The organism is Candidatus Palauibacter australiensis (assembly GCA_026705295.1).
Lineage (GTDB): Bacteria > Gemmatimonadota > Gemmatimonadetes > Palauibacterales > Palauibacteraceae > Palauibacter > Palauibacter australiensis.
On the sequence record JAPPBA010000068.1, the window covers coordinates 21784 to 47564 of the forward strand.

The following is a 25781-nucleotide window of genomic DNA, read 5'->3' on the forward strand; positions in this document are numbered from 1 at the left end:
ATCGCTCACACCCACTCCAGGAGACGAGGCTTGACGGCGGGGCGCATCATCTCGGAGCCCATCCACCGTGCGGACCTCCTTCAGATTGCCGAGGCCCAGTTCGGCGACTGGATCAAGGCCGTGGTCGACGTCTCTCGGGAGATCATGGCTGTCGGAGGCGATTTACACGCGGATGATGAGGCGCTGCTCCTCCAGCACCACTCCCGCCAGCAGGACCTCTGGGGCATCAACCTGTATCTGGAAGACGAAGGCCCGGAGTGGATCGACTTCGACTCCCTGATAAACATTCGGCCCGGACAGGGGAACCGCTCGCGCGGTGTGGACGACGAGCAGACGCGTGAGCGCATCCGCGCGCTGGTCGAGTCGCTCGTTCTCGCCAACTAAACGCGCGGACAAATGGCACGCCCCCTTCACAGACAGGCCGCTGCGGGCGGATGGGCCAAGCTCGATCTGGTCGAGCAGCTCGGGAACATCGGAAGCGAGGTGGAGCGCGCAATCCGTGCCCATGAGAGCGGGAAGGCGAGCCGGTTCGACGGCGCCCTCGCGCGGGCGCTGGAACTCTTTGACCTCACCGCAGCGGACCCCCGCTGGCACGGCCACCGCTGCCAGGAAGTGCTGCGGGCCCGCGAAGAGTTCTGCCGTCTCTTCTTCGACCCCGAAGTGCCGCCCGGATCGGCGGAGGGCCTGCGCAGGTACTTCTTCGGCTTCGCCTACGCCGCGCGGCTGCGCCACTACCGCCGCACCTGACGGGGTCTTGCCGGGGGGTGACGCGCGCACCGTATCATCTTCCAGCCCATCGCCACGAGAACGGAGCTGACTCCATGTCCCAGGTATCGGTGCCCCGCAGCCGTCTTTCGTTCCGCGCGCTCACCCCCCTGGCGGCGCGGCTTCTCCTGCCCGGAGCGCTGTTTCTGCCGCCGGTAGCGCTGCTTCTCCTGCCCACGGTGGCGCATGCCCAGGATCGGGAGGTGCGGGTCACGGTCTCCGAGGGGACGAACATGGCGGCGGCGGTCTCGCCGGACGGGAGCCGGATGGTGCTCGACCTGCAGGGGACGCTGTGGGTGATGGACGCCGGGGGCGGCGAGGCGCGCGCGATCACGGACATGTACTACGACGCGCGCCAGCCGCAGTGGGCGCCGGACGGGAGCCGGATCGCCTTCCAGTCGTTTCGGGACGGGCGCTGGCACATCTGGTCGATCGCGCCCGACGGGACCGGTCCGGTGCAGCACACCTTCGGTCCCTACGATGAGCGGGAGCCGGCCTACTCCCCCGATGGCGGCACGATCGTCTTCGCGTCGGATCGTTCCGGCAACTACGACATCTGGACGCTCGACGTCTCGGGCGGGCCCGGCGACGGCCGCCTCCAGCGGGTGACGGACGCGCCCACGCACGAGTTCACGCCGCAGTGGTCGCCGGATGGCGAGTCCCTGGCCTACGCCTCGGACCGCGGCCTCGGGGCGATCATCGTCCGCGAGAGCGGCGGCTCGACCCGAGTCGTGGCGCGGAACGCGGGCGCAATCTCACCGGCGTGGAGCCCGGACGGAAGCCGGATCGCGTACTCGGCCGTCGTCCAGGGCCAGACCGGGCTCTGGGTGGCCGACGCCGGCGCGGCCGGAGGCGGAGGCGCGACCACGCCGACGCGCCTCACCGAAGCGGGGGCGGACGTCTTCCCCTTCCGTCCCATGTGGATGGGAGACCGGATGGGGGATCGGATGGGGGACGGGACGGACGCCGCGGAGATCGCCTACACCGGCGACGGCCGCATCCGGCGCGTGTCGGCGGACGGCGCGCCGGGGGCGGACATCCCCTTCGAGGCCACGTTCGCGTTTACGCGGCGCGACTACGAGCGCGCGCCGCGTTCGTTCGAGGCGGGAGAACCGGAGCCCGTGCAGGGGATCGTCGCCCCGGCGGTCTCCCCGGACGGTCGCCACATCGCCTTCACCGCCCTCGGCGACCTGTGGCTACTCGACATCGCGGCGGACGGGGCGGGCGGCGCGGACGGCGCAACGCCCCGGCGGCTCACGGACGACCCCTTCGTCGACCTGATGCCGGCGTGGTCGCGCGACGGCTCGCGGCTTGCCTATGCCTCGGACCGGGCGGGCTCCCTCGACATCTGGGTGCGCGACATGGCCACCGGCACCGAGACGCGCGCCACCGCCGCGCCGGGCGGCGAGGTGGGCCCCGTGTTCTCCCCCGCCGGGGACCGGATCGTTTTCACCTCGGTCATGGGACTGCAGGCCGCCGTGCAGGTCGTGGACCTCGCGACGGGCGAACTCACCACGATCCGCAACGATCTCTTCGCCCCCAGCCGGCCGTCGTTCTCCCCCGATGGGCGGACGATCGCGATGTCCGTCCTCTCCCAGTACTCGTCGCGCTTCCGGGAGGGGCGGAACGAGATCCTCCTGCAGCCGCTGGACGGGGGCGAGACGCGCCGGGTCACGGCGGCCGATCACGAGAACATGGGCGTGCGGGCGCTCGACGGGCCGGTGTGGTCGCCGGACGGGCGGCGCATGGCGTACGCCAGCGAGGGCGTGCTGTGGATGGTCGAGGTCGACGCGGAGGGCGCGCCCAGCGCGCCGCCGACACGTCTCTCCAACCACCACGCGGACGCGATCTCGTGGACGGGCGACTCACGGTCCATCGTCTATCAGTCGACGCGCGGCCTTCGCCGCTACCACCTCGACGACGGCCGCTCCGAGGAGATTCCGCTGCGGATGGAGTGGCAACGCCCCGCGCGCGAGGGTGCGGTGGTCGTACGCGCGGCGCGCGTGTGGGACGGCGTCTCGGACGAGATCTCCCGCGACATGGACCTCATCATCGAGGGCAACCGGATCGTCTCCGTCGTCCCGCACAGCGACGCGCACATCGCCGCGGTCATCGACGCGGGGGGCGAGGTCGTGGACGCGAGCGACCACACCGTCCTTCCCGGCCTCGTCGACATGCACTCGCACATGGGCTACGGGATGGGCGAGGCGCTGGGCCGCGCCTTTCTCGCCTACGGGGTGACGACGATCCGCGATCCCACCTCCGACCCCTACGAGGTCGCCGAGCGCCGGGAGTCCATCGACTCGGGCCGCCGCATCGGACCGCGCGAGTTCGCCACCGGCCGCACGATGGACGGCAACCGGATCTACTACTCGGGCGCCGGCTCCCTCGGCCCCAACGGGAACCTCGAGCTGGAGTTGGACCGCGCCGAGCACGTGGGCTATTCCCTCATCAAGACCTACGTCCGCATGCCGGACCTCATCCAGCGCCGCATCATCGAGTTCGCGCACGGGATCGGGATTCCGGTGGCGAGTCACGAGATCTATCCCGCCGTCGCGCACGGCCAGGACCACGTCGAACACATCTCGGGCACGAGCCGCCGCGGCTATTCGCCGAAGGTGACGGCGATGTACCGGACGTACGACGACGTGATCCAGCTCCTTACCGCCTCCGGCATGACGATCACGCCGACGATGGCACTCATGGGCGGCTGGTGGAAGTCCGTCGGCGACGACCCGTCGTGGACGACCGACGCCCGTTTCGAGGCCGTGTTCCCCGAGGGGATGGCCGAGGCCATGACCGAACGCGCCCTCACGAGGGGCCGGGCCGGCGGCATCGACGAGCTGCTCGCCGACGCCGGCCGCACCGTGACCCGCGTCGTCCGCGGCGGAGGCAAGGTGGTGGCGGGGACGGACTCCCCCATCATCCCCTACGGCGCCGCCCTCATCGCCGAGGTCGAGAACTACGTCTGGGGCGGCCTCACGGAGGTCGAAGCCCTGCGCACGGCGACGTCCGTGGCCGCCGAGGCGCTCGCCATGGAAGGAGAGATGGGAACCCTGGCGGCCGGAGCCCTGGCCGACATCCTCATCGTCGAGGGCAACCCGCTCGAGAACATCGAGGACCTCCGCCGCGCCCGCATCGTGCTCAAGGACGGCGAGATCTTCCGCCTCGAGGACCTGCTGGAGCCTCCCCGCGCGCTCGTGCCCTGAACGCGCGGGGGACGCTCCGGCGGGTTATGGGGGAGAGTCCCTTCAGCGTCCGAACGGGATCACGATCCCGGCCTGAAGCGCCAGGTGCCGCGTGTTGATGGTATCCATCGACGCGTCGTCGATGTTCGCGAGTCCCAGCGAGTAGATCAGATCCACACCCAGCCGCAAGCCGTCGGAAATCGCCATTTCCAACCCGGCGCCGGCCGCGACGCCGAAGTCGGTCGACTTCGTCACATCGTCGCACGATGTCGATTGATTCACCGATCCGAGTGCGCCGGCGTCGAAACTGACCGTCGCGTCGCAGGAAAGCAGGGAAGCGGCCCACGGGCCCAGCAGCAGACCGAAGGACATTCCGCCGTCTCGCGGCGTTCCGATGCGCGCGAGCGCCGACAGCTGCACCCAGTCCGCCTCGATCCTGACCGAGCCGCTGACGTCGATGCCTTCCGAGGCGAGGTCCGCGGGCCGATCCGTACCCTTCTGGGAATAGGCGCCCCCGACCCGAAGCTCGATCGCGCTTGCGAGGGGGAACGCGATGTCGACCCCTGCGATCACACCCTTGCGAGCGTCCTGGAGCGATACGTCCTCCACATCCGCGGAGACCGTGGCCCGGCTCAGGCCCCCTCGAAGTCCGACCGTCGTTTGCCCCATCAGCGGGGCGGCGATCAGGAGCGGAAGGAGCGACGTGACGACTCTGCGCATGTGGAAACCGACCTTTCAGAAGAGACTCGTTGCGATGAACAGTACGGCGACGCCGCTGAGCACCCAAATCACGCGGTCGCTGCGCTGGAGGAGGACGTGCTTGTTGAGGATCGCCCCGATCGGGGCGGCGAAGGCGTAGGTGGCGAACAGCGTCATGTAGAAGTCCTGCACCAGGGAAAACGTGAAGCCCCCCGTGCCGCTGCTCGCCTCGATGATGTCGAAGACGGTGAAGATGATCGTGAACCAGACGCCGAACTGCAGGTAAAGCTTGGCCTCGGCGCGCCGGCGCCTGCGGAGGATGGCGAACGCGGCCAGCACCTGGCGGAAGGCGAGGGACACGGCCCCGCCGGGATCGTTCGTGTAGTAGAACAGGCGCAGCCGGTGCGCCCAGCGGTCGAACCCCCGCAGGATGGGCAGGTTGGAGATGGCGGCCCAGCGGGTGCCCAGCAGGGTGATCGCGATGAGCGCGAGCACCGCGACGATCGGCTCGTAGATCCCGAATCCGCGCGCGAAGGCGCCCATCGACCCGCCCGCCAGCATCATCACGACGGAGTCGGCGACCAGGCGGACGCGCGTCCCCCGCTTGGCGGCCCAGTGCGGCTCCGGCGGGAGCGTCTCCCCCTTGGCCGGCATGAAGGCGAGCTGGCGCGGCGGCAGGCCGAGGAAGCGCCGCCGCGCCTGGTCTTCGTTGAACTTCCGCACCATGCGCGGAATCAGGAGCACATCCAGCAGCCACCACAGCCCCGCGCCTCCGAGCGTGAGGAGCATGAGGAGGCCGGTGCCGGGACGGTCGAGATAGAAGCGGTGGCCGCCTAAAATCCCCGTCAGGAGCCACAGCGGATAGGCGATGCCCTCGCGCTTCGGTCGGTAGCTGTAGAGCTGGTCGAGCACCGCGCGGGAGAAGTCGAGGTCGCCCCTTCCGGGCACCTGGGGAGGGCCCTGATGGAGGGCGGAGAGCCCGAAGAAGGTCTCGTCGGAAGTTCCGGCGGCGGGGTCTCGTCGCTTCAGAAGGCCACGGGCTCCTTGAAGCGGCCGTACACCTTCTCCAGCACGATCCGGATCTCGCCCAGCGTCGCGTAGGCCCGCACGGCGTCGAGCAGGGGCGGCAGCAGGTTCTCGTCCTCGCGCGCGGCCCGCCCCAGCGCCTCGAGCGCCCGCTCCACCGCGCCGGAGTCGCGGCGCGCGCGGAGATCCGCCAGCCGCGCCTCCTGAATGGCCGCGGCCTCCTCCCCGATCTTCAGAATCTCGATCGGGGGCTCCTCCGCATCCTCGAACCGGTTCACGCCCACGATGGTCTGCGTCCCCTTCTCCACCTCATCCTGGAACCGGCGCGCGGAAGCCGCGATCTGCGCCTGGAAGTAGCCGGACTCGATCCCGTACACGACCCCGCCGATGTCGTCGATCTCGCGGAAGATGTCCTCCGCCTCCGCCTCGAGTTCGTCCGTCAGCGACTCGACGTAGTAGGAACCCGCGAGGGGATCGATCGTGTTCGGGACGCCGGTCTCGTAGGCGAGGATCTGCTGCGTGCGCAGGGCGATCTTCGCCGCCTCCTCGGTGGGGAGCGCGAGCGTCTCGTCCATCGCGTTCGTGTGCAGCGACTGCGTGCCGCCGAGCGCGGCCGCCATCGCCTGGTACGCGACCCGCACGATGTTGTTGTGCGGCTGCTGGGCGGTGAGCGAGACGCCGGCCGTCTGGGCATGCGTCCGCAGCCTCAGGCTCCGGGGATCCCGCGCCCCGTAGGCGTCGCGCATGTGCCGGGCCCAGATGCGGCGGCCCGCCCGGAACTTCGCGATCTCCTCGAAGAAGTCGTTATGCACGTCCCAGAAGAAGGAGAGCCGCGGCGCGAAGCTGTCCACGTCGAGCCCGCGTTCGATGCCCCGCTCCACGTAGGTGAAGCCGTTCTTGAGCGTGTAGGCGAGTTCCTGCGCGGCGGTCGCCCCCGCCTCGCGGATGTGATAGCCGGAGATGGAGATCGTGTTGAAGCGCGGCGCGGCGTCCGCCGACCACTCGAAGATGTCGGCGATGATCTTGAGCGCGGGCTCGGGCGGGAAGATCCACGCGTGCTGGGCCTGGTATTCCTTGAGGATGTCGTTCTGGATCGTGCCCCGGACCCGGTCGAGCGGCACCCCCTGGTTCTCCGCCGTCACCAGGAGGAAGGCGTACAGCATGAGCGCGGGCCCGTTGATCGTCATCGACACGGAGACCTTGTCGAGCGGGATCCCGTCGAAGAGCGTCTCCATGTCGGCGAGGCTCGAGATGGCGACGCCGCACTTCCCCACCTCTCCCTCGGAGCGGCGGTCGTCGGAGTCGTACCCCATGAGGGTGGGGAAGTCGAAGGCGACGGAAAGCCCCGTCTGTCCGCGCCTGAGGAGGTACTTGTAGCGCTCGTTCGTCTCGTGCGCGGTGGCGAAGCCGGAGAAGAGCCGCATCGTCCACAGCTTCGTGCGGTACATCGAATGATACGGGCCGCGCGTGAACGGGAACTCGCCGGGCGTGCCGAGCCGGTCCAGGTATCCCGCGGGGCCGGTGTCGCCGGCGTCGAGGGGGGTGTAGAGCGGCTTGATCTCGCGCCCGGAGATGCTCCGGAAGCTGGTGTCGTCGCGCTGCGGCGCCTGGCGGAAGACCGCCTCCCACAACTCGAGTTGATCGCTCAGCGCGCCGTGCTTGCTCATGCCCCTTCCTGTATCGTCCGGCTCACGCCGCGGCCTCCCTGCCGCGCGCTACCGGCTCCCAAAGTAGGGAACGGACGTTCCCGCGGGAACGTGCGCGGCCGCGAACACCTGAGAGAGGCAGGATAATGCGCAGACGATGGATGGATGGGGCCCTCGCGATCGGGTCGCTCTTCGCGATGACCGCGGGGTCCGCCCACGGGCAGCGGGGACCGCTCGTGGCGGACCGGCCGGACTTTACCGAGGCGGCGGCGACCGTGGGGCGCGGCGTGGTCCAGCTCGAGTTCGGCTACGCGTACGAGTACGACCGGCCGGGAGGCAGCGACGGCGGCCGCGGCGGCGTGTGGACGCACTCGCTGGGCGAACCTCTCCTGCGGATCGGGGTGCTCGCCGAGAGTCTGGAACTTCGGCTGGGCCTGAGCCCCGTGTCCGTGGGCGCCGGGGCGGACGGGCGGAACATCACCGAGACGGGGATGGAAGACCTCTACCTGGGAGTCAAGTTGGCCCTGACCGAACAGGAGGGGCTACGGCCGGCGATCGCGATCCTTCCGCAGGTGACGGTCCCCTCGGGAAGCGACGCGTTCACGAGCGACCGCGCGCTGCCGGGAGTGAACTTCACCTACGGCTGGGACGTCACGGAGGACGTCTCGCTGGCGGGCAGCACGCAGATGAACCGGGCACTGAGCGATGCCGGCGGCGGAGGCCCCCAAGGCGGAGGAACGGAGTACGCCGAGTGGGCGCAGTCGGCCGTGGCCGGGTTCGCCGTGGGCGCGCGGGCCGGGGTCTACGCGGAGTGGTTCGCCTTCTTCCACGCGGAACCGGATGGGACCCGGGCGGAACACTACGCCAACGGCGGGTTCACCTGGAGCTTCAGCGACGATCTGCAGTGGGACATCCGCGTCGGCGTGGGGCTGAACGAGTCCGCCACGGGCTTCTTCACGGGAACGGGACTCGTCGTCAGGTTCCCTTGAGGCTTCCCCTTAGACTCTCCCTGAAGTCTTCGTACAGCCGGCGCGCGATCGCGTAGGGGGAAGCGCCGGAATCCAGCGTCTCCGGAGAGGCCGCGCGCCAGATCCGCTGCGCATCGCGCTGGGAGCGGCGGAGGAGCGCGTCGTGCGCGCGGCGGAGGCGGGCGGCGCGGCGGTTCGCCTCGAGCCTTCCGGTCGACCGGAGCCAGTCGAAGTGCCGGTCGAGGTGCGCGGCGAACTCCTCGATCCCGCGGGCTTCGGACGCGACCGTCTGCGTGATCGGCATGCGCCAGACTTCGTCGGCGCCCGGCTCCCTGTTCGCGAAGCGGATCGACATGATGATCGCGATCTCCTTCTCCAGCCGGTCGGCGCCCGGCCGGTCCGACTTGTTGATGACGAAGAGATCCGCCACCTCCATGAGCCCGGCCTTCATCGCCTGCACCCCATCTCCCGACTCCGGGACGAGGACGACGGCGGTCGTGTCGGCGGAGACGGCGATGTCGAGTTCGGCCTGCCCCACGCCGAGCGTCTCGAGGATCACGCGGTCGTAACCGGCGGCGTCCATGAGGTCGGCGGCTTCCCGCGTCGCGGTCGCGAGGCCGCCGAGCGACCCGCGGCTCGCCATCGAACGGATGAAGACGCCGGGCTCTGTGGCGAGTTCGCCCATGCGGATGCGGTCGCCGAGCAGAGCCCCGCCCGTGAACGGACTCGTCGGGTCCACGGCGACGATCCCGACCTTGAGAGACTGGTCGAGGTAATGCCGCGTAAGTGCCGCCGTCAGCGTCGACTTACCGGCGCCGGGCGGCCCCGTAATGCCGATGCGCCGCGCGCGTCCGGTGCGCCCGTCCAGCCGCTCCAGAAGCGCCTCGAATCCGTCGCTCTCGTTCTCGACGTGCGAGATCCCCCGGGCCAGCGCCAGGGGCTCGCCGCCCGCGATGCGGCCGGCGAGCCCCCCCGCATCGAACGCCGGACTCACCCCGCGGCTCCCGCCCTCACAGGAGAAACCGGGTCGCGAGGCCCAGCAGCAGCACGAACCCGATCAGGTCCGTGAACGTCGTGACGAAGACCGAAGAGGCGACCGCGGGGTCCGCGCCGAACCGCTCCAGCAGGATCGGGAAGAAGGCGCCCAGCGCGGAGGCCACGGCGAGGTTCGCCCACGTGGCGATCATCACGACGAGCCCGAAGATGGCCTCGGTGTTCGGGAGCAGCAGCGAGACGAGCGCCACGAGCAGCCCGATCACGACCCCGTTCACCAGGCCCACGACGAGTTCCTTGACCACGGCGGACCAGCGCTCTCCCGGCAGTTCGTCGGCGAGCGCGATGCGGCGGATCGTGACCGCCAGCGCCTGCGTGCCCGCGTTCCCGCCCAGCCCCGCGATCACCGGCATCACGGCCGCGAGGATCGCCAGCTGTTCGATCGTCCCGCGGTACATCCACACCGCGACCGCGGCGACCGCCAGCGTGAGCGCGTTCACCGCGAGCCACGGCAGCCGGCTCCGGATCGCGCCGAGCGTCGTCCCGCGCAACTGCTCCTCGTCCGACACGGCGGCGAAGCGCAGGATGTCCTCCGTGACCTCCGCTTCGACGACGTCGATCACGTCGTCGAAGGTGATCTGTCCCACCAGCCGGCCCTCGTCGTCGATGACCCCGATCGCGGCGAGGTTGTAGCGGGACAGGATCCTCCCCACCTCCTCCTGGTCGAGATCCACCGACACCACGGCCGGGGGCTCCTCGAGCAGGTCGGAGATCCGCGTCTCCGGCGCCGCGAGCACGAGGTCCCGCAGCGTGACGACGCCGCGCAACCGCCCCCGCTGCCCGACGACGAACACGGTGTAGAGGTCCTCGGTCTCCTCCGCCTGCGCCCGCAGCTCCTCGATCGCCGCGGCCGCCGTCGCCTCCGAGTCCACCGCGCACAGCTCGCGGGTCATGATCCCGCCCGCGGACTCCTCCGGATACTCGAGCAGTTCGCGGATTTCCCGCTCTTCCTCGTCGGGCATCGACTCGAAGACGCGGGCCCGCTCCTCCGGGTCGAGTTCGCCGATGAGGTCGGCCGCGTCGTCGTCCGCGAGTTCCTCGACGATCTCGGCGATCCGCTCCGGCTCCATGCTCGCGAGCAGCTCGCCCGGCTTCTCCTCCTCCTCCATCTCGGCGAGGGCGTCCGACGCGAGGGCGGCCGGGATGAGCTGGAGGAGGGCCATGCGCTCGGCCTCCTCCACGTGCTCGAGCACGTCCGCCATGTCGCTCGGATGCAGCGGTTCCACGAACGCGAGGAGCGCGTCCACGTCGCCCGCCTCGAGGCGGACGCGAACCTCCTCGATCAGGAGGTGGCGCTGCTCTTCCGGGTGCTCGTGCATGCTCGCTCGGGCGCCGGCCCGCGGAGGCGGGCGGTTCGCGGATCAGGGCCTTCGGGAAGGCCGCGGAGGACGGGGAATGCTACGCGCGGCCACGAAACTCGGCCAGCAGGCACGAGAGCAGCCGCTCCTGGAGTTCGAACATCGGCGAGGCATAGCGCGCCTCGCCTTCCGGATGGTCGTGCCCGAGCAGGTGGAGGACGCCGTGGATGAGAAGGCGCAGGATTTCCTCGCGCGGATCGATCCCCAGCTCGCCCGCGGAAGCCTCGGCGGCGTCCGGAGAGATGTAGATGTCGCCGACGAGCGGGTCTTCGCCGAGCCCGAACGCGAGCACGTCCGTGAGGTCGTCCGTGAGATCGGCGACCCCGTGGTAGTCCCGGTTCAGGGCGCGCATGGCTTCCGCCGGGAGAAAGGTGACGGAGATCTCCGCGCCCTCGCCCGCGTCGTGGCCCGCGCCCGACCCGGGAGCCCGACCCGCGCCGCCGCCCGCACGGAGGGCCGCCCGCGCGGCCGCCTTCAACTCGGCCTCGGAGGGGCCGCGCCAACCTTCGTTCCGGCCGGAGGGGAAGTCGATGCGGATCTCGGGCGGCACGGCTTCGGTCAATCCGTCCGCCCGCTGGCGACTCCTTCCGAGTCGAGGGCGGGGATGGGGCCGGTGTCGCCCTGCGCCGCCTGCTCGAGGTCGATCGGCGCCGACGCACCTCCCTCCCCCGCGGTCGCCGCCGCCTCCACGACGCTCTTCTCCGTCCCCCCGCCGCCAGCCGCCTCGCCCGGGCCGCCGGGCGTCTCGCCGGGCGCCGTCGGTTTCGGGTAGTCGATGCGGTGGTGATAGAGCCCCGTGAGGACGTGCGCGAACTCCCGCTTGACGATGCGAACGTCGCGGTAGGTGAGCGGGCAGTCGTCGAGTTCGCCGGCGTCGATCCGGTCCTGCACGAGGCGGTCGATCAGCGCCCGGATGCGCTCGGGACTCGGGTTCGAGAGCACGCGCGACGCCGCTTCCACCGCGTCCGCCAGCATCGCCACGCCCGTCTCCCTGCTCTGCGGCTTGGGGCCGGGGTAGGCGAAGTCGCTCGGGTCCACTTCCGCGACGCTGTCCAGGGCGCGCGCCTTCTCCAGGAAGTAGCGGATGAACTGCGTCCCGTGGTGCTCGCGAATGAAGTCCTTCACGACCTCGGGCAGCCGCGCCTCCTCGGCCATGACGAGCCCGTGGCGCACGTGGTCGCGCAGGATCTCGGCGCTCTGCCACGGCGTGAGGTGGTCGTGCGGGTTCAGCCCCCGGGGCTGGTTCTCGATGAAGTACTGCGGACGCTCGAGCTTCCCGATGTCGTGGTAGTAGACCCCCACCCGGCCCTGGACGGCGTCGGCTCCGATCGCCTCGCACGCCGCCTCGACGAGGTTCGCCACGTTGATCGAGTGGGCGTACGTGCCGGGCGCCTCGCGGGCCAGCCGCCTCAGGAGCGGCCGGTTCATGTCGGAGAGTTCGAGCAGCGACGCCTCCGTCGTGCGCCCGGTGAAGGTCTCGAGCAGCGGGAGGCCGATGCCGACGCCGAGTCCGACGCACACGGTGGCGTTGAGGAACCCGAGCGCCGCGGTCGACCCCATCTCGCCCAGCGCGTAGTGGCCCGTGAGGACGAGCAGGAGGCCGGCCCCCACGTAGGCCGCGGTGATCAGCATGACGAGGACCCAGCTCTGCGAACGCGTGCGGATCGTGTGGACCGCGAACGCCGCCGTGACCCCGCCCGCCACGGTCACCATGGGGGCCGCGAGTCCCGAAAAATGCGGCTGGCCCATGAGGATCCCCGTGATCGTCGAGACGACGACGAGGCCGAGCAGGCTGTCGAACAGCGCCGCCGCGAGGAGGCCGGCCAGCGCGACCGGCACGAGCGCGGGCGACCCCTGCGTGGCGGCCACGGCGCCGGCCGCCGCCATCACGATGACGACGAGCCCGAGCAGGACGGTGAAGCTTGGGAGGTTCTCGTAGATGTCGCGGCGAAAGCGGAACGTCGCGAAGACGAGAATCCCGAGCATGCTCACGACGAGGAGGACCATGCCCGCGTTGCGCAGGAAGTCCGATGTCGTGCGCGTCCCGCCGCGCTCCAGGATCTGGGACTGGTAGGCGAGGAGGCGGCGGTACTCCTCCTCCGTCACCACCGTGTTCTCGGTGATGATGCGCTCTCCCTCGAGCACGAAGCCCTCGACCTGGGGGATCGCGGCGCGGGCCTGCTCGCGCGCCTGCCGGGTCGCGTCCTGGTCGATGCGCAGCGTCGGCTGCCCCATGAGGAGGAGTTGCTGGAAGAGCGCCGCGCCCCCGGGCGGCAGCCGGTCTCCCACCCCCTCCCGAGCCGCCCGCGTGAAGTCGCCGAGCCGGAGGAGATCCCCGACGGCGCGCACGCGGTCGTCGCCGGAAGATCCCTCGCGTACGACGACGTTCGCGGCGCTGATGTCCGCAAGTTCGCTCTCGCGGATCACCCCCTCGCGCAGTCCCTCGAAGACCGTCTCAAGTTCGTCGCGGAGCTGGCCGCGCGACTCCCCGTCGAGGAGGTAGTCGACCTGGAGCGAGTCGATCACCCCTTCGGCCGTGAGGTCGATCCCGATCCCGCCCGCGACCCGCCGGACTTCGTCCCGGACGAGCGCGGCGCCGGCCGCGGCCGGGAGTCCCTCCTCCTCGACCCGCGCCTCCGCCGCGGGGACGACCGAGTCGAGCTGTGCGACGAAGGCGTTCACGCGCTCGGCGCTGCTGTCCGCGCGCGCGGGTTCGAAGCGCAGCCTCGGTGTCACCCCGGCCTCCGCGTCGTCCTGCTGCTCCTGGAGTCGGTCCGGGTCCTTGGGTACGTCGAAGTCGAAGTCCGCGTTGATCGTCTGGCGGGCGACGCTGCCGGGGTCGATGCCGTCGAACCCGCTCGGCGTGCTCTGCGGGAACATCAGGGGGACGGCGAGGGCGATGACGGCGACCATCCCGGCCCGGAATCCGTGGTGGACCCACGCGTCCCGTCGGCCGCCGGCCGGCGGCCGGTTCACGGGGCGCAGGTAGTCTCGGACGCGACCGAAGAAACTCAACGCTCGGACTCCCGGTACGCGCGGATGATCTCCTTCACGAGTCGGTGCCGGACGACATCCGCGTCATCCAGGTAAACGAAGTCGATCCCGACCACGTCGCGCAAGACTTCCTCGATCTCCAGGAGTCCGGAATCCTCGGGGCGCGGGAGGTCGATCTGCGTCTTGTCCCCCGTGATCACGGTCTTGGAGTTCAGCCCGAGCCGGGTGAGGAACATCTTCATCTGGGCGGTCGTCGCGTTCTGCGCCTCGTCGAGGATGAGGAACGCGTCGGAGAGCGTCCGGCCGCGCATGTACGCGAGCGGGGCGACCTCGATTACGCGGTCCTCGATCGCGCGGCGGACGCGGTCGTGAGGCATCATGTCCTCGAGCGCGTCGTAGAGGGGGCGCAGGTAGGGGTCGACCTTCTCGCGGATGTCGCCGGGCAGGAAGCCGAGCGCCTCGCCGGCCTCGACCGCGGGCCGGGTGAGGATGATGCGGCGGATCCGCTTCCGGTTGAGCGCCTCGACCGCCGCGGCGACCGCGAGATACGTCTTTCCGGTGCCGGCCGGGCCGATGCCGACGACGATGTCCCGCTCGCGCATCGCGGCCAGGTACTTGTCCTGTCCCGGAGACTTGGGCCGGATCGCGCGCTTGGCCCCCGCCAGCGCGACCTCTCCCTGGCCGGAGCCCCGGGCGCCGTCCGACTTCCGGGAGCCGCCGTCGCCGTCAGCGGGCGCTTCGAGAAAACGCTCGACATCCACCGCGTCGAAGGGACGCCGCAGCCGCGCGTAGCGGATCATGCGCCGCGCCGTGGGGGAGGCGCGATCCACGTCAGCCTGCGGTCCGGAGAGGATCATCTCGTCGCGCCGGAGGACGACGCGGATGTCGCATTGACGGGCCAGCGTCGTGAGGTTCGAGTCGTTCACGCCGGCCAGCAACTGCTGGTCGGCCCCCTCGATGGAGAGGCGCCGCTCCGTCGCCACGCTCAATTCCCGCTCCTTCCGGTCCCTCCCGTCACGGAGATTCCCAGTTCCTCGAGTTCGGCCGGAGTCACGGACGATGGTGACCGCTCGAGCAGGCCTCTGGCCGCCGCGGTCTTCGGGAACGCGACGACATCCCGGATCGACGCGCAGCTGGCCATCTCGGCCACCACGCGGTCCATGCCGACCGCGAACCCTCCGTGCGGCGGGACGCCGTAGCGGAACGCCTCGAGCAGGAAACCGAAGCGCGCCTCGACCTCCTCCGGCGTGAGCCCCGTCGCCTCAAGGATGACGCGCTGAACCTCGGGAAGGTGGCAACGGATGCTCCCGCTGCCGAATTCTATCCCGTTGTAGACGATGTCGTACGCGACCGCGTTCACGGAGAACGGATCCTCGCGCAACCGCTCCGGGTCGGGGTCCGCCGGCATCGTGAAGGCGTGCTGGGCCGGAACGGGGAGGCCGGTGTCGGGATCCCGCTGGTAGAGGGGGAACTCGGTGATCCAGAGCCACTCCTCGCCGCTCTCGTCCACGGCGCCGAGTTCCCGGGCCGCCGCGCGCCGCAGCCGGTCGAGGGCGGGCGAACTCTCCGCGTCGCGGCCGGCGACGAAGAAGGCGAGATCGCCCTCCGCCACCCCGAACTCCGCCTCGAGCGTACCCGCGACCTCCTCGCCGACGAGCTTCGCGGGCGGACCGGACCAGCCGTCCGCGGTGTGCTTGAGCCACAGGGCGCCCTTCGCGCCGGCCTCCTGCGCGAGCTTGTCGTAGTGGGCGATGCGCGAGCGCGAGAGCGCCGCGCCGCCCGGCACGACGAGCCCGCGGACGCGTCCGCCGGCCTGCGCGGCGCCGTCGAAGATGCCGAAACCGATGCCGGTGAGCGCGTCCGTGAAGTCCCGTATCTCCCAGGGGATGCGGAGGTCCGGCTTGTCCGTGCCGTAGCGCTCCATCGCCTCGGCGTGGGGCAGGCGCCGGAAGGGCACGGGGAGGTCCCGCTCGAGCCCGTCCCGCCAGATGCGCGCGAACATCTTCTCCGCGGCCCGGAACACGTCGTCCTGCTCGACGAACGCCATCTCCACGTCGATCTGGGTGAACTCCGGCTGGCGGTCCGCGCGCAGGTCCTCGTCGCGGAGACACTTCGCGATCTGGAAGTAGCGGTCGAAGCCGGCGCACATGAGAAGCTGCTTGTAGAGCTGCGGCGACTGCGGAAGGGCGAAGAACCGGCCCTGGTGGACCCGGCTCGGGACGAGATAGTCCCGCGCCCCCTCCGGCGTCTGCCGCGTGAGGAGCGGGGTCTCGATTTCGACGAATCCCTGCTCGGTCAGCGAGGCGCGCACCGCGTTCGTCGCCACGTGCCGGAGCCTCAGGTTGCGCTGCATCTCGGGACGGCGCAGGTCCAGAATCCGGTGCCTGAGTCGCAGTTCCTCGGAGGGCAGCTCTTCGTCCGGGGGCTGATAGACGAGGATCGGGAGCGGGTCGGAGACGGACACCCGCCCAAGACTCGACACCCGGATCTCGATCTCGCCCGTGAGCATGTCCGGGTTGGGCTCGGGGCGCGGCGTGACGACGCCGGTCGCCTGCACGACATCCTCGGGGTTCAGCTCCGCCGCAAGCTCGAGGCCGGCGGCATCCGACCATTCGGGTCCGAAGGAGAGCTGAAGCAGGCCGGTCCGGTCGCGCAGGTCGACGAAGAAGAGTCCTCCGAGGTCGCGACGACGGTGTACCCACCCGATGACCCGGACTTCGCGTCCGGACCACGAGGCCTCGACCTGCCCGCAGCCGGCGTCGCGCAAGGCGGTCTCGAGGGAGGCCGGCTCACGCCGTTCGGTCGGTAGCGATAGTTTGGTCAGGAGAACTCGCGGCGTAAGGGAATCGGCTCGGAATCGGGTCTGAGAAGTGCGGAACGCCGCGAAAGATAGCCGATTTTCGGCGGCGCCAGCAAGCGGCGGCGGCAAGAAGCGGGAGATGACGGAAAGCACACGAACGGAACTGCTCGCGGAGTCGGGAGACGGCGGGCGGGAGCGGCTGGCGGCGTTCTTCGCCGCGCGCGGAGAGCCGGCGTACCGGGCGCGGCAGGTCGAGCAGTGGGTCTGGGAGCGGGGCGCGCGTTCGTTCGACGAGATGACGAACCTCCCGGCCGGCCTCCGGGAGGCGCTGGGCACGGCCTTTTCCCTCACCCCGATCGACCCGGACTACGTCGCCCGCTCGAAGGACGGGACGGTGAAGCACCTGTGGCGGCTCGACGACGGCGAGCGGGTCGAGTCCGTGCTCATCCCGACGCGCGACCGCCTCACGCTCTGTCTCTCGTCGCAGGCCGGCTGCGCGCTCGCGTGCCGCTTCTGCGCCACCGGCGACTTCGGGTTCCGGCGCCAGTTGAGGGCGGCCGAGATCGTGGCGCAGTACCGCGACTCCCTGCGCGTGGCTCGCGAGGAGATGGGCCGGCCGGCGTCCAGCCCGATCTCCAACGTCGTGTACATGGGGATGGGAGAACCGCTGGCGAACCTCGACGGGGTCATCGGATCGCTCGCGTCCCTGCACGGAGGGTTCGGTCTCGGGGCGCGGCGGATCACCGTGTCGACGGTGGGACTCATCCCCGGGATTCTGGAACTCGCGCGGCGGCCGGAGCCGTTCGAACTCGCCGTCTCGCTGCACGCGCCGTCCCACGAACTGCGGCTTGAGCTGATGCCGATCGAGAAGCGCTACCCGCTGCCGGAGCTGTTCGACGCCCTGCGCACGTACCAGAGCTACAAGAACCGGCGCATCAGCTTCGAGTATACGCTCATCCGGGGGGTGAACGACGACCCGGCGCTGGCGGCGCCGCTGGCGAAGCTGGCGCGGGGGCTCATCTGCTTCGTGAACCTCATCCCCTTCAACCCCATCCCGTCGCGTCCGGAGTGGGGTCCGAGTTCCGCCGAGGGGATCGCGCGTTTTTCGGAGGCGCTCGCCGAGCGAGGGGTGGGCAATGCGGTGAGAAGACCGCGGGGACGGGATATCGCCGCCGCGTGCGGGCAGCTGCGCCTGTCGCGCGACAGCTAGCGCCTGCCGCCGGGAAGCTGGCGCCGTCGGCGGGAAGCTGGCGCCGTCGGCGGAAAGTTGTTGCCGCTCAGTCTTTTCCGAGGTTCACGAGCAGGCCCGCCCAATCGCTCCCCACCACCACGCTCGCGTCGAGGAAGAGCTCGGGATCGAGGGCGATGGCCATCGAATCCGTACTCAGCTCGCGGGCAACGGCGAGCGCGGCGCCGAGGCGGCCCGATCGATCCAGGACGTGCGTAACCTCGTGGTCGAAGTGCTCGGCGTTACCGGTCGCGACGACATCGAAGCCGAGGAGCCGGAGTCGGTCGGCGAACTGACGCGCGAGCCCTCGCTCTCCGGCCCCGTTGAGCACCTCGACCTTGATGCGATTCGTAAGGTCCCCCCGGCCGGGAATCTCTCCCGTCGCGGAACCCGTCGCCGCGGAACCACCGTTGAAGGTGCCCGCCGCCACGCCTTCCGTGGTCGCGGCCGGTGCGGGACCGGCCCCGGCCAGGACCGCGAGCCGCACGACCTTCCATTCCTCCCAGAAGAGACCGATGAAGGCGCCGGCGCCGATGAGGATCGCCGTCGTGATCAGTCCCCGGAATGCAGAAGCTACTCGTTTGAAGGAACCCTGCCGTCTGCGATAGCGAGTGCGACCGTTTGGATCTCGCCGGGTTTCCCGCCTGGACCGTCGTCTGGACCTCGAAAGCACTTTGTCGCCTCCCGTCGTCCTCCCATCCGCCCGTCGACCGTGCTCGGCCGCCACCCTGCCTCACACTGTCCTGCAGTCTGCCACTCCCATCAATCTAATCAACCGTTTCGGGATTTGCGAAGATCGGGGTCAGCGCGGGGCGGTGATCGCTTCCCAGAACCCGGCTGTCACGGCGGAAACGGGGATCTGGGCGTCGATGAGAACGCCGATTTTCGCGGTCGCGACGTCGACGAGCACGGCGTGCCAGTCGTCCGGCATGCGGCGGCGCAGGCCGGTCCGCTCCCGACCCGAGGCGAGGCGGCCGGGCTCCAGGAAATCGGCCATGTAGAGGGCCTGCCCGAGCGCGCGGAGGTCCCGGTGTCCGGTGGTGTGAAAGGCGATGGCTCGCAGGAGCGGCTCGTCATCGACGCCGGCCGCGCGGAGCCGGTTCGCGCAGGCGGGACCGTGGAGGAGCGGGTCGGGCCACTCTTCCGTCCCGTCAACGAGGGGACGCAGCGCTTCCACGCCTGCTTCCTTGAGCGCGTCGTGCAGCAGGCCCGCCGCGCGCCAGCGGATCCGCGTCGCCGCGTCACGTCCGAGGGCTTCCGCCCAGTCGCCCATCAACTTGCCGACGCGCCCGGCGTGGCGGATGCGCGCGGGGCTCATGACGGCCCAGTCGGGGGGGCGTCCTTCGGCGCCGGCCGCGTGGATGATCGGGTGCAGGTTGTCCACGTGAGGTTTCGTTTCGATCGCGGAGTTTGTCGGGATCGCGCGGGGTCCCGAATATACCTGCAATGGCCATCCGATACGACTCTCTCCTCGCCCGGGCCCTCGCCCGCGAGATCCTCGACCGCTGGCGGGGCGTCCGTATCGCCGGCCTCCGCATGGCATCCGGACGGCGCGCCGTGGAACTCGCCTTCGAGGACGGGTCGCGGCTCGTCGCGATGCTGCACCCGCTGCACGGGTACGTCCTTGAACTGGGCGCCGATGCGCCGGCCTCGGGCGTGGAGGGAAAGGCGCTGCGGGTCGGACGCCTGTCGCTCGTGGACGCGCGGGCGCCGGCGGATGAACGCGCCCTGCTCCTGACGTTCGGCGACCGGGCGGGGCGACCGTGGGAGCAGCTCGCGATCGAACTCCCGACCCGCGGCCGGAACGCCCTGCACTGCCGGCGAGAGGAGGAGTCCGGCGCGGAGCCCGGTCCGGCGGAGTCAGGTACCGGGGGGCCCGGCACCGAGGGGCCCGGGGGCGACCCCCGATCGGCGTGGCGCATCGAAGCGGCCCTCCTGGCGCGGGATGCGGGCGACCGCTCGCTGCGTCGCGGGGCGCCGTACGTGCCGCCTTCGTCCGCGCGGCGAGCGGTGGCCGCTCCGCCATCGGAGGCGGAATGGGCCGCCGTGCTGGCGGGAGACGAGGCCGACCGCCGGCGGGCCGTGCTGCGGACGTGGGCGTGGACGAGCGCGCTCAACGTCGACTGGATCCTGGCCGGGTCCGATACGGCGGAGACGTACGCGCGATACCGGGCGCTCCACGCGCTCGCGGCGGCGCTTGAGCGCGGCCCGGCCGGGTCCGATGCGCCGGGCGCGCCGCCCCGACCGGCCTTCGTGCTCGACCGCCCGTGGGGCCCCCAGCCCTATCCGCACCCCGCCCAGGCCGGCAGCGGGTCCGCCGCCGGACTGCTGACCGCGGCCGCGCAACTGCTCGCCCCCGGCGGCGGCCCCGCCCCCGCCCTCCAGACCCTCCCGGCGGCGGCCGACGACGACGACGGGGACGAAGCCGCGCAGATCCGGAAGCGCCTCCGGGCGCGCCGGAAGCGGCACCTGCGCCGGGCCGCCGCGCTCGAGCGGCAACTGGCCGCGGCCGGTCCGCCGGACGAGCCCCGCCTCCTCGGCCAGATCCTCCTCGCCCGCAAGGACGAGGTGCCGAAGGGCGCCTCCGCCGTGACGCTGCCGGGCTTCGACGGCGCGCCGCGCGAGATCGCGCTCAACCCCGCGCGCGATGCGGTCGCCAACGCGGAGGCCTTCTTCGACGAGGCCGGGCGCCGGGAGCGCGCGCGGGAGCGCCTGCCCGAGGCGATCGCGGCGGCCCGGGAGCGCGCGGCCAAGTTCGACGCTCACCTCGAGCGGCTCGCCGAGTCGGGTCCGTCGGACGCCCTGTGGACCGCGGCCGGCGGGAGACCGATCCGCACCGGCGCGGGCGGGAGACGGGCGGAAGGCCCGGATCTCCGGGTGCCCTACACGCGGCTCCGGTCCTCGGGCGGGCTGGAGATCCGGGTCGGGCGCGGCGCCCGCGACAACGACGACCTCACCTTCCGCCACTCCGCGCCGGACGACATCTGGCTGCACGCCTCCCAGGCCGCGGGCGCGCACGTGATTCTGCGCTGGGGGCGAAGGGACGAGAATCCACCGCGGCGCGACCTGCTCGAAGCCGCGACCGTGGCGGCGGTCCACAGCGGGGCGCGCCACAACCGCACGGCCCCGGTCGTCTGGACCCGCCGTAAGTACGTGCGCAAGCCGCGGAAGTCTCCTCCCGGCACGGTGACCCCGGACCGCGTCCAAACGATCTTCGTCGAACCCGATTCGGACCTCGTGAAGGCAATGGTCCGGCGCATGGAGGAAGCATGAACGCGCCGCCCGCCGACGTTCCCGCGGGAACGTCCCGCGGCGAGGACGCGAAGCTCGACCGCGCCCGCGGCTGCCTCATCGGCCTGATCGCCGGCGATTCGCTCGGCAGCCTCGTCGAGTTCCAGTCGCCCGAGGACATCCGCCTCCGCTATCCCGACGGGGTCCGCGACCTCGAGGATGGGGGCACGTTCGACACGCTCGCGGGACAGCCGACGGACGACTCCGAGATGGCGCTGGCGCTGGCCCGCACATTGATCGCGCGCGGCGCGTACGACCCGGAGGCGGCGAACGGCGCCTACCGGGAGTGGCTCGACTCGGACCCGTTCGACTGCGGCCTAACGATCCGCGCCGGCCTGCTCGGAAACCCGCGCCGCGAGAGCCAGGCCAACGGGGCGCTAATGCGCATCGGTCCGCTGGGCATCTTCGGCTGCCGCCATCCACTCGACGCGGTCGCGCGCTGGGCGCGGGAAGACGCCCGCCTCACGCACCCGCACCGCGTCTGTCTCGACGCGAACGCGCTGTTCGCGATGGCGCTCGCGCACGCCATCGACCGCGGCCCGACGCCACGCGCGTTGTACGATCGGATCGCCGCGTGGGCGAACGAGGAGGGGATCTGCCCGGACGTGCGGGCGTGTGTCGAGGCAGCCGCCGCCGGGCCGCCTGACGACTACATGACGCACATGGGCTGGGTCCTGATCGCGCTCCGCAACGCGCTGTGGCAGCTGCGGCACGCGCCGTCGCTCGAGGAGGGCGTGATCGACAGCGTGATGAGGGGCGGCGACACCGACACGAACGCCGCGATCTGCGGGGCGCTCCTGGGCGCGGTCCACGGGCTGGAGGCCGTGCCCGCGCGCTGGACCGGGCCGATCCTCCGCTGCCGCCCCGAAGCGGACCGACCCGGCGTCCGGCGCCCTCGCCCGAAGCCCTACTGGCCGACCGACGCCCTCAACCTCGCCGCTCAGCTCCTGCGTCCGGAACCCCCCGCGAGCTGAACGAGCCGCCGCGCGGGCCGGTCGTCGCGTCAGAGGCCGATGGAGCCTTCGAGACTGGATCGGGGGACTTCGAAGGCGTTGACGAGGGGGAGAGCCTGGGGACGGATTTCGGCGCAGAGCGCGGTCACGGTGCGGCGGATGGCCTTGCTCTTGGGCGGATCCAGATAGCCCTGCTCCAGGAACCACGCCGCCTCGCGCTCGATCGTGGCGAGCGCGTAGAGGCAGCGCAGGCGCTCGAGCCACTCGGCGACGCCGGAACTCGGCGTCCGCCCCTCGGCCGCGGTCATCGAGCGCAGGACCTCGCACTCGACGTGGGCCCGTGCGGCCGTGAGCGCGTGATGCTGGCAGTCCGTGAGGGCATCGAACGAGGTCATCCTGCGCGCGACCCGGTGCCGGACCCTCCGGGCCAGGGAAAGAACGAGATCCGAGCGGCGGGCATCGAGAACCGCGTCGTGGAACCCGGGGTCACGCAGGTGGGCTTCGCTCGTCTTCCGTGAGATGATCCAGTTGCGCTCGGCGATCGCGCGCCGCGCGCGGCCGGCGGCGAAGCGCGCGATGCCGAGCGCGCCGAGATCGCCGAACTGCTGGCGGAAGCCCGTGAGGAGATCCTTCGCCACGAGCTGCATGAGGACGGTGTTGTCACCCTCGAAGGTCGTGAACACGTCGCTGTCCGCCTTGAGCGCCGCGAAGCGGTTGTGCGCGAGGTAGCCGCGCCCCCCGCACGACTCCCGGCAGGTCTGGATGGTGTCCGTCGCGTGCCACGAGGCGCAGGCCTTGAGGCCGGCCGCGGTAGCCTCGAGGCGTCGCCGGCGCGCCGGATCCCCGACCTCCGATTCGCCGGAGTCCCCCGGTTCCCCTTCCGCAGTCACCGCGGCCACGTACTCCGCCTGCAGATCGTGGAGGGCGAAATTGAGCGCGTACGTCGTGGCGAGGCGCGGGAGCAGTCGCCGCTGGTGGGCGGGATAGTCGAGCAGAATGCGCTCGGCCTCGCCCGGCGGACCGAACTGCCGGCGCCGCGCCCCATACCGGACCGCGATCGTGAGGGCGACCTTCGTCGCGCTGAGCGCCGCGCTCGCGACGGCCACGCGGCCGCTCACGAGCGTGCCGAGCATGGTGAAGAAACGCCGGGCCGGGCTCGCGATCGGACTCCGATAGGCCCCCTGATCGTCGATGGAGGCGAAGCGGTCGAGGAGGTTTCCCCGCGGCACGCGCACGCGATCGAAGTGGAGGCGTCCGTTGTCCACGCCGTTCAGGCCGAGCTTCTCGCCGCAGTCCTCGATCGTCACGCCGGGCAGCGGCCCTCCGTCCTCGCCGCGGATGGGGACGAGGATCGCGTGCACGCCGCGCCCTTCCCCTTCGACCTCGAGTTGCGCGAACACGGTGGCGAGGCGGCCGTCCCGCGCGGCGTTCCCGATGTAGTCCTTGCGCGCTCCCGGAACGGGAGTGTGGACCACGATCTCCCGCGTCCCGTCGTCGTACACAGCCGTCGTCTGAATGTCCTGGACGTTGGACCCGTGCAGCGTCTCGCTCATCGCGAAACACCCCGGGAGCGCCAGCGTGCCCGCGTCCCTCAGGTACTTCTCGTGGTGTCGCCGCGACCCGAGCTGGTGGATGCTGCCGCCGAAGAGCCCGAACTGGACGCCGAACTTCGTGAGCAGGCTGAGGTCGAAGAAGGCGAGCGTCTCGAAGGTGGCGATGAAGGCCGCGGGGTCTTCCCCACCCCCGAACTCCGCGGGGTAGCTGAGGGCCCCGAGTCCCTCGTCGGCAAGCGCGCGGCACCACTCCGAGACCCGCGCGCGGTAGTCGGCCGTCGAGAGGCCGGTCGTTGGCTTGAACCGGCCGTCCGACAGCACCGCACACACGCGTTTCCGGGTCTCCGGCGCGGGGCCGGCGAGGAAGCGCGCCATCGCGCCGGCGTCGAAGCGGGGCCGGACGTCGGGAAGCGGCGCGATCGGTCGCGCCGGGTCGAAGAGCGTCGCCACGGCGTCTGGACCGCCCAGGCACAGCGCCTCCTCGATGCGGAGGATGGCCGCGCGTTCCTCCCGCGTGGGGTGCTCGCCGTCGGCCTCGGCGATCGCGATGCCGAGTTCGGTGAGGGATCGCCTGCGCTCGGGCGAGACCTCCGCCGCCCGCCGCCGCACTTCATCGAGGAGGTGGAGGAGCCGCTCCGCCGAGGGGGGCGCGCCGGGGTCGAGCCACGCGGCGAGGGCTCCCTCGGGAAGCCCCGCCTCGCGCAGGTGCCCGCGCAGCATGGCGAGCTCTTCGGCCGCGAGTTCCCCGTCGGCCCACGCGACGTACAGGAGAGGATGGAAGGCGAGCGACTCCGGCCCGGCCATGGGGTGCTACAGCCCCTCAGCCTCGAACGCGATCTCCTTGTGGGCCCCGTCGCAGAACGGCTTGTTGTTCGACGCGCCGCAGCGGCAGAGCCACGGCTGCAGGAAGCGGGCGGACCCCTCGTGCCCTTCTCCGCTGATCTCCACGACACCGTCGAAGTGCAACGGACCGTTCGCGTGCGCCGTGACGACCGCTTCCCCGACCTCCTCCCCGGACGCTGCCTCCGACCCCGATTCCGACTCCGGCCCCGGCTCCGACGTCGCGCGGCTCGTGTCGATCGTCCCGGAGGCCCGGAACTCGATGTCGCGGTGCGCCCCGTCGCAGAACGGCTTGTTCGCCGACTCCCCGCAGCGGCACAGGGCGGCCTTCGGCTTGGCGATACCGTCTTCCGCCCCCGCCGTGCGTACGCGGAGGGGACTCCGAACGAGCAGCGGGCCGTCGCCGCCGCAGTGAACGATGCATCCGTTTTCCGTCATCCGATCTCCGTTGCAGTTGGGTCCGCCGTCAGGGGACGAGTTCGGTTCGCCTCGGTTTGAGGAGGAAGACGCCTTCGAGCATGCTCGTCACGAGCACGGTCCCGCTCTCGAAGTAGGGGAAGGCGGTCCACGCCCCGTTGAAACCGGGAGGATCGGCTCCGTACGGCGTGGTGTCGAAGTGCCCGACCTCCCGCAGGTTCTCGGGGTCGCTGATGTCGATGACGCGGAACCCGGCCTGGTAGTTGGCCTGGTACATCCGGTCACCCTTCACGTAGAGATTGTGGTCCGTCGCGTTGTTGGGTCCGTAGTAGTCCGCGATCACGACGGGATCATCGAGATCGGTCACGTCCCACACGATCGTCTTCGTCCGGTCCGTCGTGCCGACGAGTTCGTCGAGTTCGTCGTCCAGGAAGAAGTAGCGCCGGTCGTCGCTCAGCCACCCCTGGTGAATGTACGCGACGCCGGGGTACGCGGCGGCCGAGATCGGGCGCGGGTTCGACTTGTCCGTGACGTCGACGATCCGGAGCGCCGTCTCGTTCGACGCGAAGCACAGTTCCCGGCCCCGGTAGTCCGTGTCGGGCCCGTCGTACACGAGGCACTGCGCGTCGTGCGTCCGCCCCTGGAAGATGAGCCCCTCGGTGTCCGTGTAGCAGCCGGCGAACTCGGGCGCGAGCGGCTGGCGGATATCGATCATCACGAGGCCGCCGCCGCAGGTGTGCCCGTCTCCGCTCGTGGAGACGGTAAAGGCGGTGCCCGCGCCGGTGTCGATGATGAGGTTGTGGGCGCTCCCGATCCCGTCCCAGCGGAGGTCGGGCGCGAACTCAACCGGGGGACTCGGCACGTCGCGCAGGCGGGTGAGGTCGAAGACGACGAGACCGTGCGCGCCGGCCCCGTCCCCGGTGAAGAAGAGGTGGTCGGCGTAGACCTTGAGGTCGCGGGCACCGCTGCGGTTCGCGGGGATCACGCCGAGATACACCGGGT

At 71.0% G+C, this 25781-nt stretch carries 21 protein-coding genes; 7 read left to right on the forward strand and 14 right to left on the reverse strand.

Annotated features, from left to right (window positions below; genetic code table 11):
• Positions 1-30 precede the first annotated feature (30 nt).
• The 3 genes from OXN85_04865 (at position 31) to OXN85_04875 (ending at position 3974) form a co-directional block, all read left to right on the forward strand.
• Positions 31-384 carry a DUF5674 family protein gene (locus OXN85_04865; GenBank protein MCY3599289.1) on the forward strand — a complete coding sequence of 118 codons (354 nt, stop codon included), beginning with the start codon at positions 31-33 and terminating at the stop codon, positions 382-384.
• Between the two features lie 12 nt (positions 385-396).
• Positions 397-747, forward strand: coding sequence for a hypothetical protein (locus OXN85_04870; GenBank protein ID MCY3599290.1), 351 nt, complete (start codon positions 397-399; stop codon positions 745-747).
• A gap of 74 nt (positions 748-821) precedes the next feature.
• Entirely contained in the window at positions 822-3974 is a 3153-nt protein-coding gene (locus OXN85_04875) for an amidohydrolase family protein (protein MCY3599291.1), read from the forward strand.
• A 42-nt stretch (positions 3975-4016) separates the two neighbouring features.
• Here OXN85_04875 and OXN85_04880 read toward each other — a convergent pair whose 3' ends face one another.
• From OXN85_04880 to OXN85_04890, 3 genes are all read right to left on the reverse strand, one after another.
• Positions 4017-4673, reverse strand: a complete 657-nt coding sequence (locus OXN85_04880; protein ID MCY3599292.1) for a porin family protein — start codon at positions 4671-4673, stop codon at positions 4017-4019.
• A 15-nt stretch (positions 4674-4688) separates the two neighbouring features.
• On the reverse strand, positions 4689-5600 hold the full coding sequence (locus OXN85_04885) for an NINE protein (GenBank protein ID MCY3599293.1): 912 nt from the start codon (positions 5598-5600) through the stop codon (positions 4689-4691).
• 77 nt (positions 5601-5677) lie between these two features.
• Positions 5678-7345 (reverse strand): methylmalonyl-CoA mutase family protein, encoded by a 1668-nt coding sequence (locus OXN85_04890; GenBank protein MCY3599294.1) that lies wholly within the window; start codon positions 7343-7345, stop codon positions 5678-5680.
• A gap of 125 nt (positions 7346-7470) precedes the next feature.
• On the opposite strand from OXN85_04890, the gene OXN85_04895 reads away from it, so the two are divergent.
• Complete coding sequence (locus tag OXN85_04895) at positions 7471-8313, forward strand: transporter (protein MCY3599295.1); 843 nt, start codon at positions 7471-7473, stop codon at positions 8311-8313.
• Here the strand turns inward: OXN85_04895 and meaB are convergent.
• The 6 genes from meaB to aspS form a co-directional block, all read right to left on the reverse strand.
• Complete coding sequence (gene meaB, locus OXN85_04900; GenBank protein MCY3599296.1) at positions 8300-9286, reverse strand: methylmalonyl Co-A mutase-associated GTPase MeaB; 987 nt, start codon at positions 9284-9286, stop codon at positions 8300-8302. The genes OXN85_04895 and meaB overlap by 14 nt on opposite strands.
• A gap of 16 nt (positions 9287-9302) precedes the next feature.
• Positions 9303-10664, reverse strand: a complete 1362-nt coding sequence (mgtE, locus tag OXN85_04905) for a magnesium transporter (protein MCY3599297.1) — start codon at positions 10662-10664, stop codon at positions 9303-9305.
• Positions 10665-10743: 79 nt separating this feature from the next.
• Positions 10744-11265, reverse strand: a complete 522-nt coding sequence (gene ybeY, locus OXN85_04910) for an rRNA maturation RNase YbeY (GenBank protein ID MCY3599298.1) — start codon at positions 11263-11265, stop codon at positions 10744-10746.
• Positions 11262-13718 carry an HDIG domain-containing protein gene (locus OXN85_04915; GenBank protein ID MCY3599299.1) on the reverse strand — a complete coding sequence of 819 codons (2457 nt, stop codon included), beginning with the start codon at positions 13716-13718 and terminating at the stop codon, positions 11262-11264. The genes ybeY and OXN85_04915 overlap by 4 nt, the downstream gene beginning before the upstream one ends.
• A complete protein-coding gene (locus OXN85_04920; protein ID MCY3599300.1) occupies positions 13715-14680 on the reverse strand; it encodes a PhoH family protein in 966 nt (321 codons plus the stop codon). The genes OXN85_04915 and OXN85_04920 overlap by 4 nt, the downstream gene beginning before the upstream one ends.
• A 2-nt stretch (positions 14681-14682) precedes the next feature.
• Complete coding sequence (gene aspS, locus OXN85_04925) at positions 14683-16464, reverse strand: aspartate--tRNA ligase (GenBank protein MCY3599301.1); 1782 nt, start codon at positions 16462-16464, stop codon at positions 14683-14685.
• A 172-nt stretch (positions 16465-16636) separates the two neighbouring features.
• On the opposite strand from aspS, the gene rlmN reads away from it, so the two are divergent.
• Positions 16637-17707 carry a 23S rRNA (adenine(2503)-C(2))-methyltransferase RlmN gene (gene rlmN / locus OXN85_04930; protein ID MCY3599302.1) on the forward strand — a complete coding sequence of 357 codons (1071 nt, stop codon included), beginning with the start codon at positions 16637-16639 and terminating at the stop codon, positions 17705-17707.
• Between the two features lie 67 nt (positions 17708-17774).
• Here the strand turns inward: rlmN and OXN85_04935 are convergent, their stop codons facing one another.
• Both OXN85_04935 and OXN85_04940 read right to left on the reverse strand, forming a co-directional pair.
• Positions 17775-18212, reverse strand: a complete 438-nt coding sequence (locus OXN85_04935; GenBank protein MCY3599303.1) for a LytR C-terminal domain-containing protein — start codon at positions 18210-18212, stop codon at positions 17775-17777.
• A 315-nt stretch (positions 18213-18527) separates the two neighbouring features.
• Positions 18528-19109 carry an HD domain-containing protein gene (locus OXN85_04940; GenBank protein MCY3599304.1) on the reverse strand — a complete coding sequence of 194 codons (582 nt, stop codon included), beginning with the start codon at positions 19107-19109 and terminating at the stop codon, positions 18528-18530.
• 62 nt (positions 19110-19171) lie between these two features.
• On the opposite strand from OXN85_04940, the gene OXN85_04945 reads away from it, so the two are divergent.
• Positions 19172-20998 carry an NFACT RNA binding domain-containing protein gene (locus OXN85_04945; GenBank protein MCY3599305.1) on the forward strand — a complete coding sequence of 609 codons (1827 nt, stop codon included), beginning with the start codon at positions 19172-19174 and terminating at the stop codon, positions 20996-20998.
• The gene (locus OXN85_04950; GenBank protein ID MCY3599306.1) at positions 20995-21990 is read left to right on the forward strand and encodes an ADP-ribosylglycohydrolase family protein; all 996 of its coding nucleotides are present in this window, start codon (positions 20995-20997) and stop codon (positions 21988-21990) included. Before OXN85_04945 ends, OXN85_04950 begins: the two co-directional genes overlap by 4 nt.
• A gap of 29 nt (positions 21991-22019) precedes the next feature.
• Here OXN85_04950 and OXN85_04955 read toward each other — a convergent pair whose 3' ends face one another.
• From OXN85_04955 to OXN85_04965, 3 genes are all read right to left on the reverse strand, one after another.
• Complete coding sequence (locus tag OXN85_04955; GenBank protein MCY3599307.1) at positions 22020-24326, reverse strand: acyl-CoA dehydrogenase family protein; 2307 nt, start codon at positions 24324-24326, stop codon at positions 22020-22022.
• Between the two features lie 6 nt (positions 24327-24332).
• Positions 24333-24800, reverse strand: a complete 468-nt coding sequence (locus OXN85_04960) for a CDGSH iron-sulfur domain-containing protein (GenBank protein MCY3599308.1) — start codon at positions 24798-24800, stop codon at positions 24333-24335.
• A gap of 28 nt (positions 24801-24828) precedes the next feature.
• The coding region (locus OXN85_04965) for a choice-of-anchor B family protein (protein MCY3599309.1) at positions 24829-25781 on the reverse strand (953 nt) is incomplete at its 5' end.

Coding starts and splice junctions, on each gene's coding strand:
- mgtE (MCY3599297.1), bottom strand. CDS start 10,664: ATGCACGAGCACCCGGAAGAGCAGCGCCACCTCCTGATCGAGGAGGTT.
- OXN85_04890 (MCY3599294.1), bottom strand. CDS start 7,345: ATGAGCAAGCACGGCGCGCTGAGCGATCAACTCGAGTTGTGGGAGGCG.
- OXN85_04960 (MCY3599308.1), bottom strand. CDS start 24,800: ATGACGGAAAACGGATGCATCGTTCACTGCGGCGGCGACGGCCCGCTG.
- OXN85_04950 (MCY3599306.1), top strand. CDS start 20,995: ATGAACGCGCCGCCCGCCGACGTTCCCGCGGGAACGTCCCGCGGCGAG.
- OXN85_04875 (MCY3599291.1), top strand. CDS start 822: ATGTCCCAGGTATCGGTGCCCCGCAGCCGTCTTTCGTTCCGCGCGCTC.
- OXN85_04870 (MCY3599290.1), top strand. CDS start 397: ATGGCACGCCCCCTTCACAGACAGGCCGCTGCGGGCGGATGGGCCAAG.
- rlmN (MCY3599302.1), top strand. CDS start 16,637: ATGACGGAAAGCACACGAACGGAACTGCTCGCGGAGTCGGGAGACGGC.
- OXN85_04945 (MCY3599305.1), top strand. CDS start 19,172: ATGGCCATCCGATACGACTCTCTCCTCGCCCGGGCCCTCGCCCGCGAG.
- OXN85_04895 (MCY3599295.1), top strand. CDS start 7,471: ATGCGCAGACGATGGATGGATGGGGCCCTCGCGATCGGGTCGCTCTTC.
- OXN85_04955 (MCY3599307.1), bottom strand. CDS start 24,326: ATGGCCGGGCCGGAGTCGCTCGCCTTCCATCCTCTCCTGTACGTCGCG.
- OXN85_04880 (MCY3599292.1), bottom strand. CDS start 4,673: ATGCGCAGAGTCGTCACGTCGCTCCTTCCGCTCCTGATCGCCGCCCCG.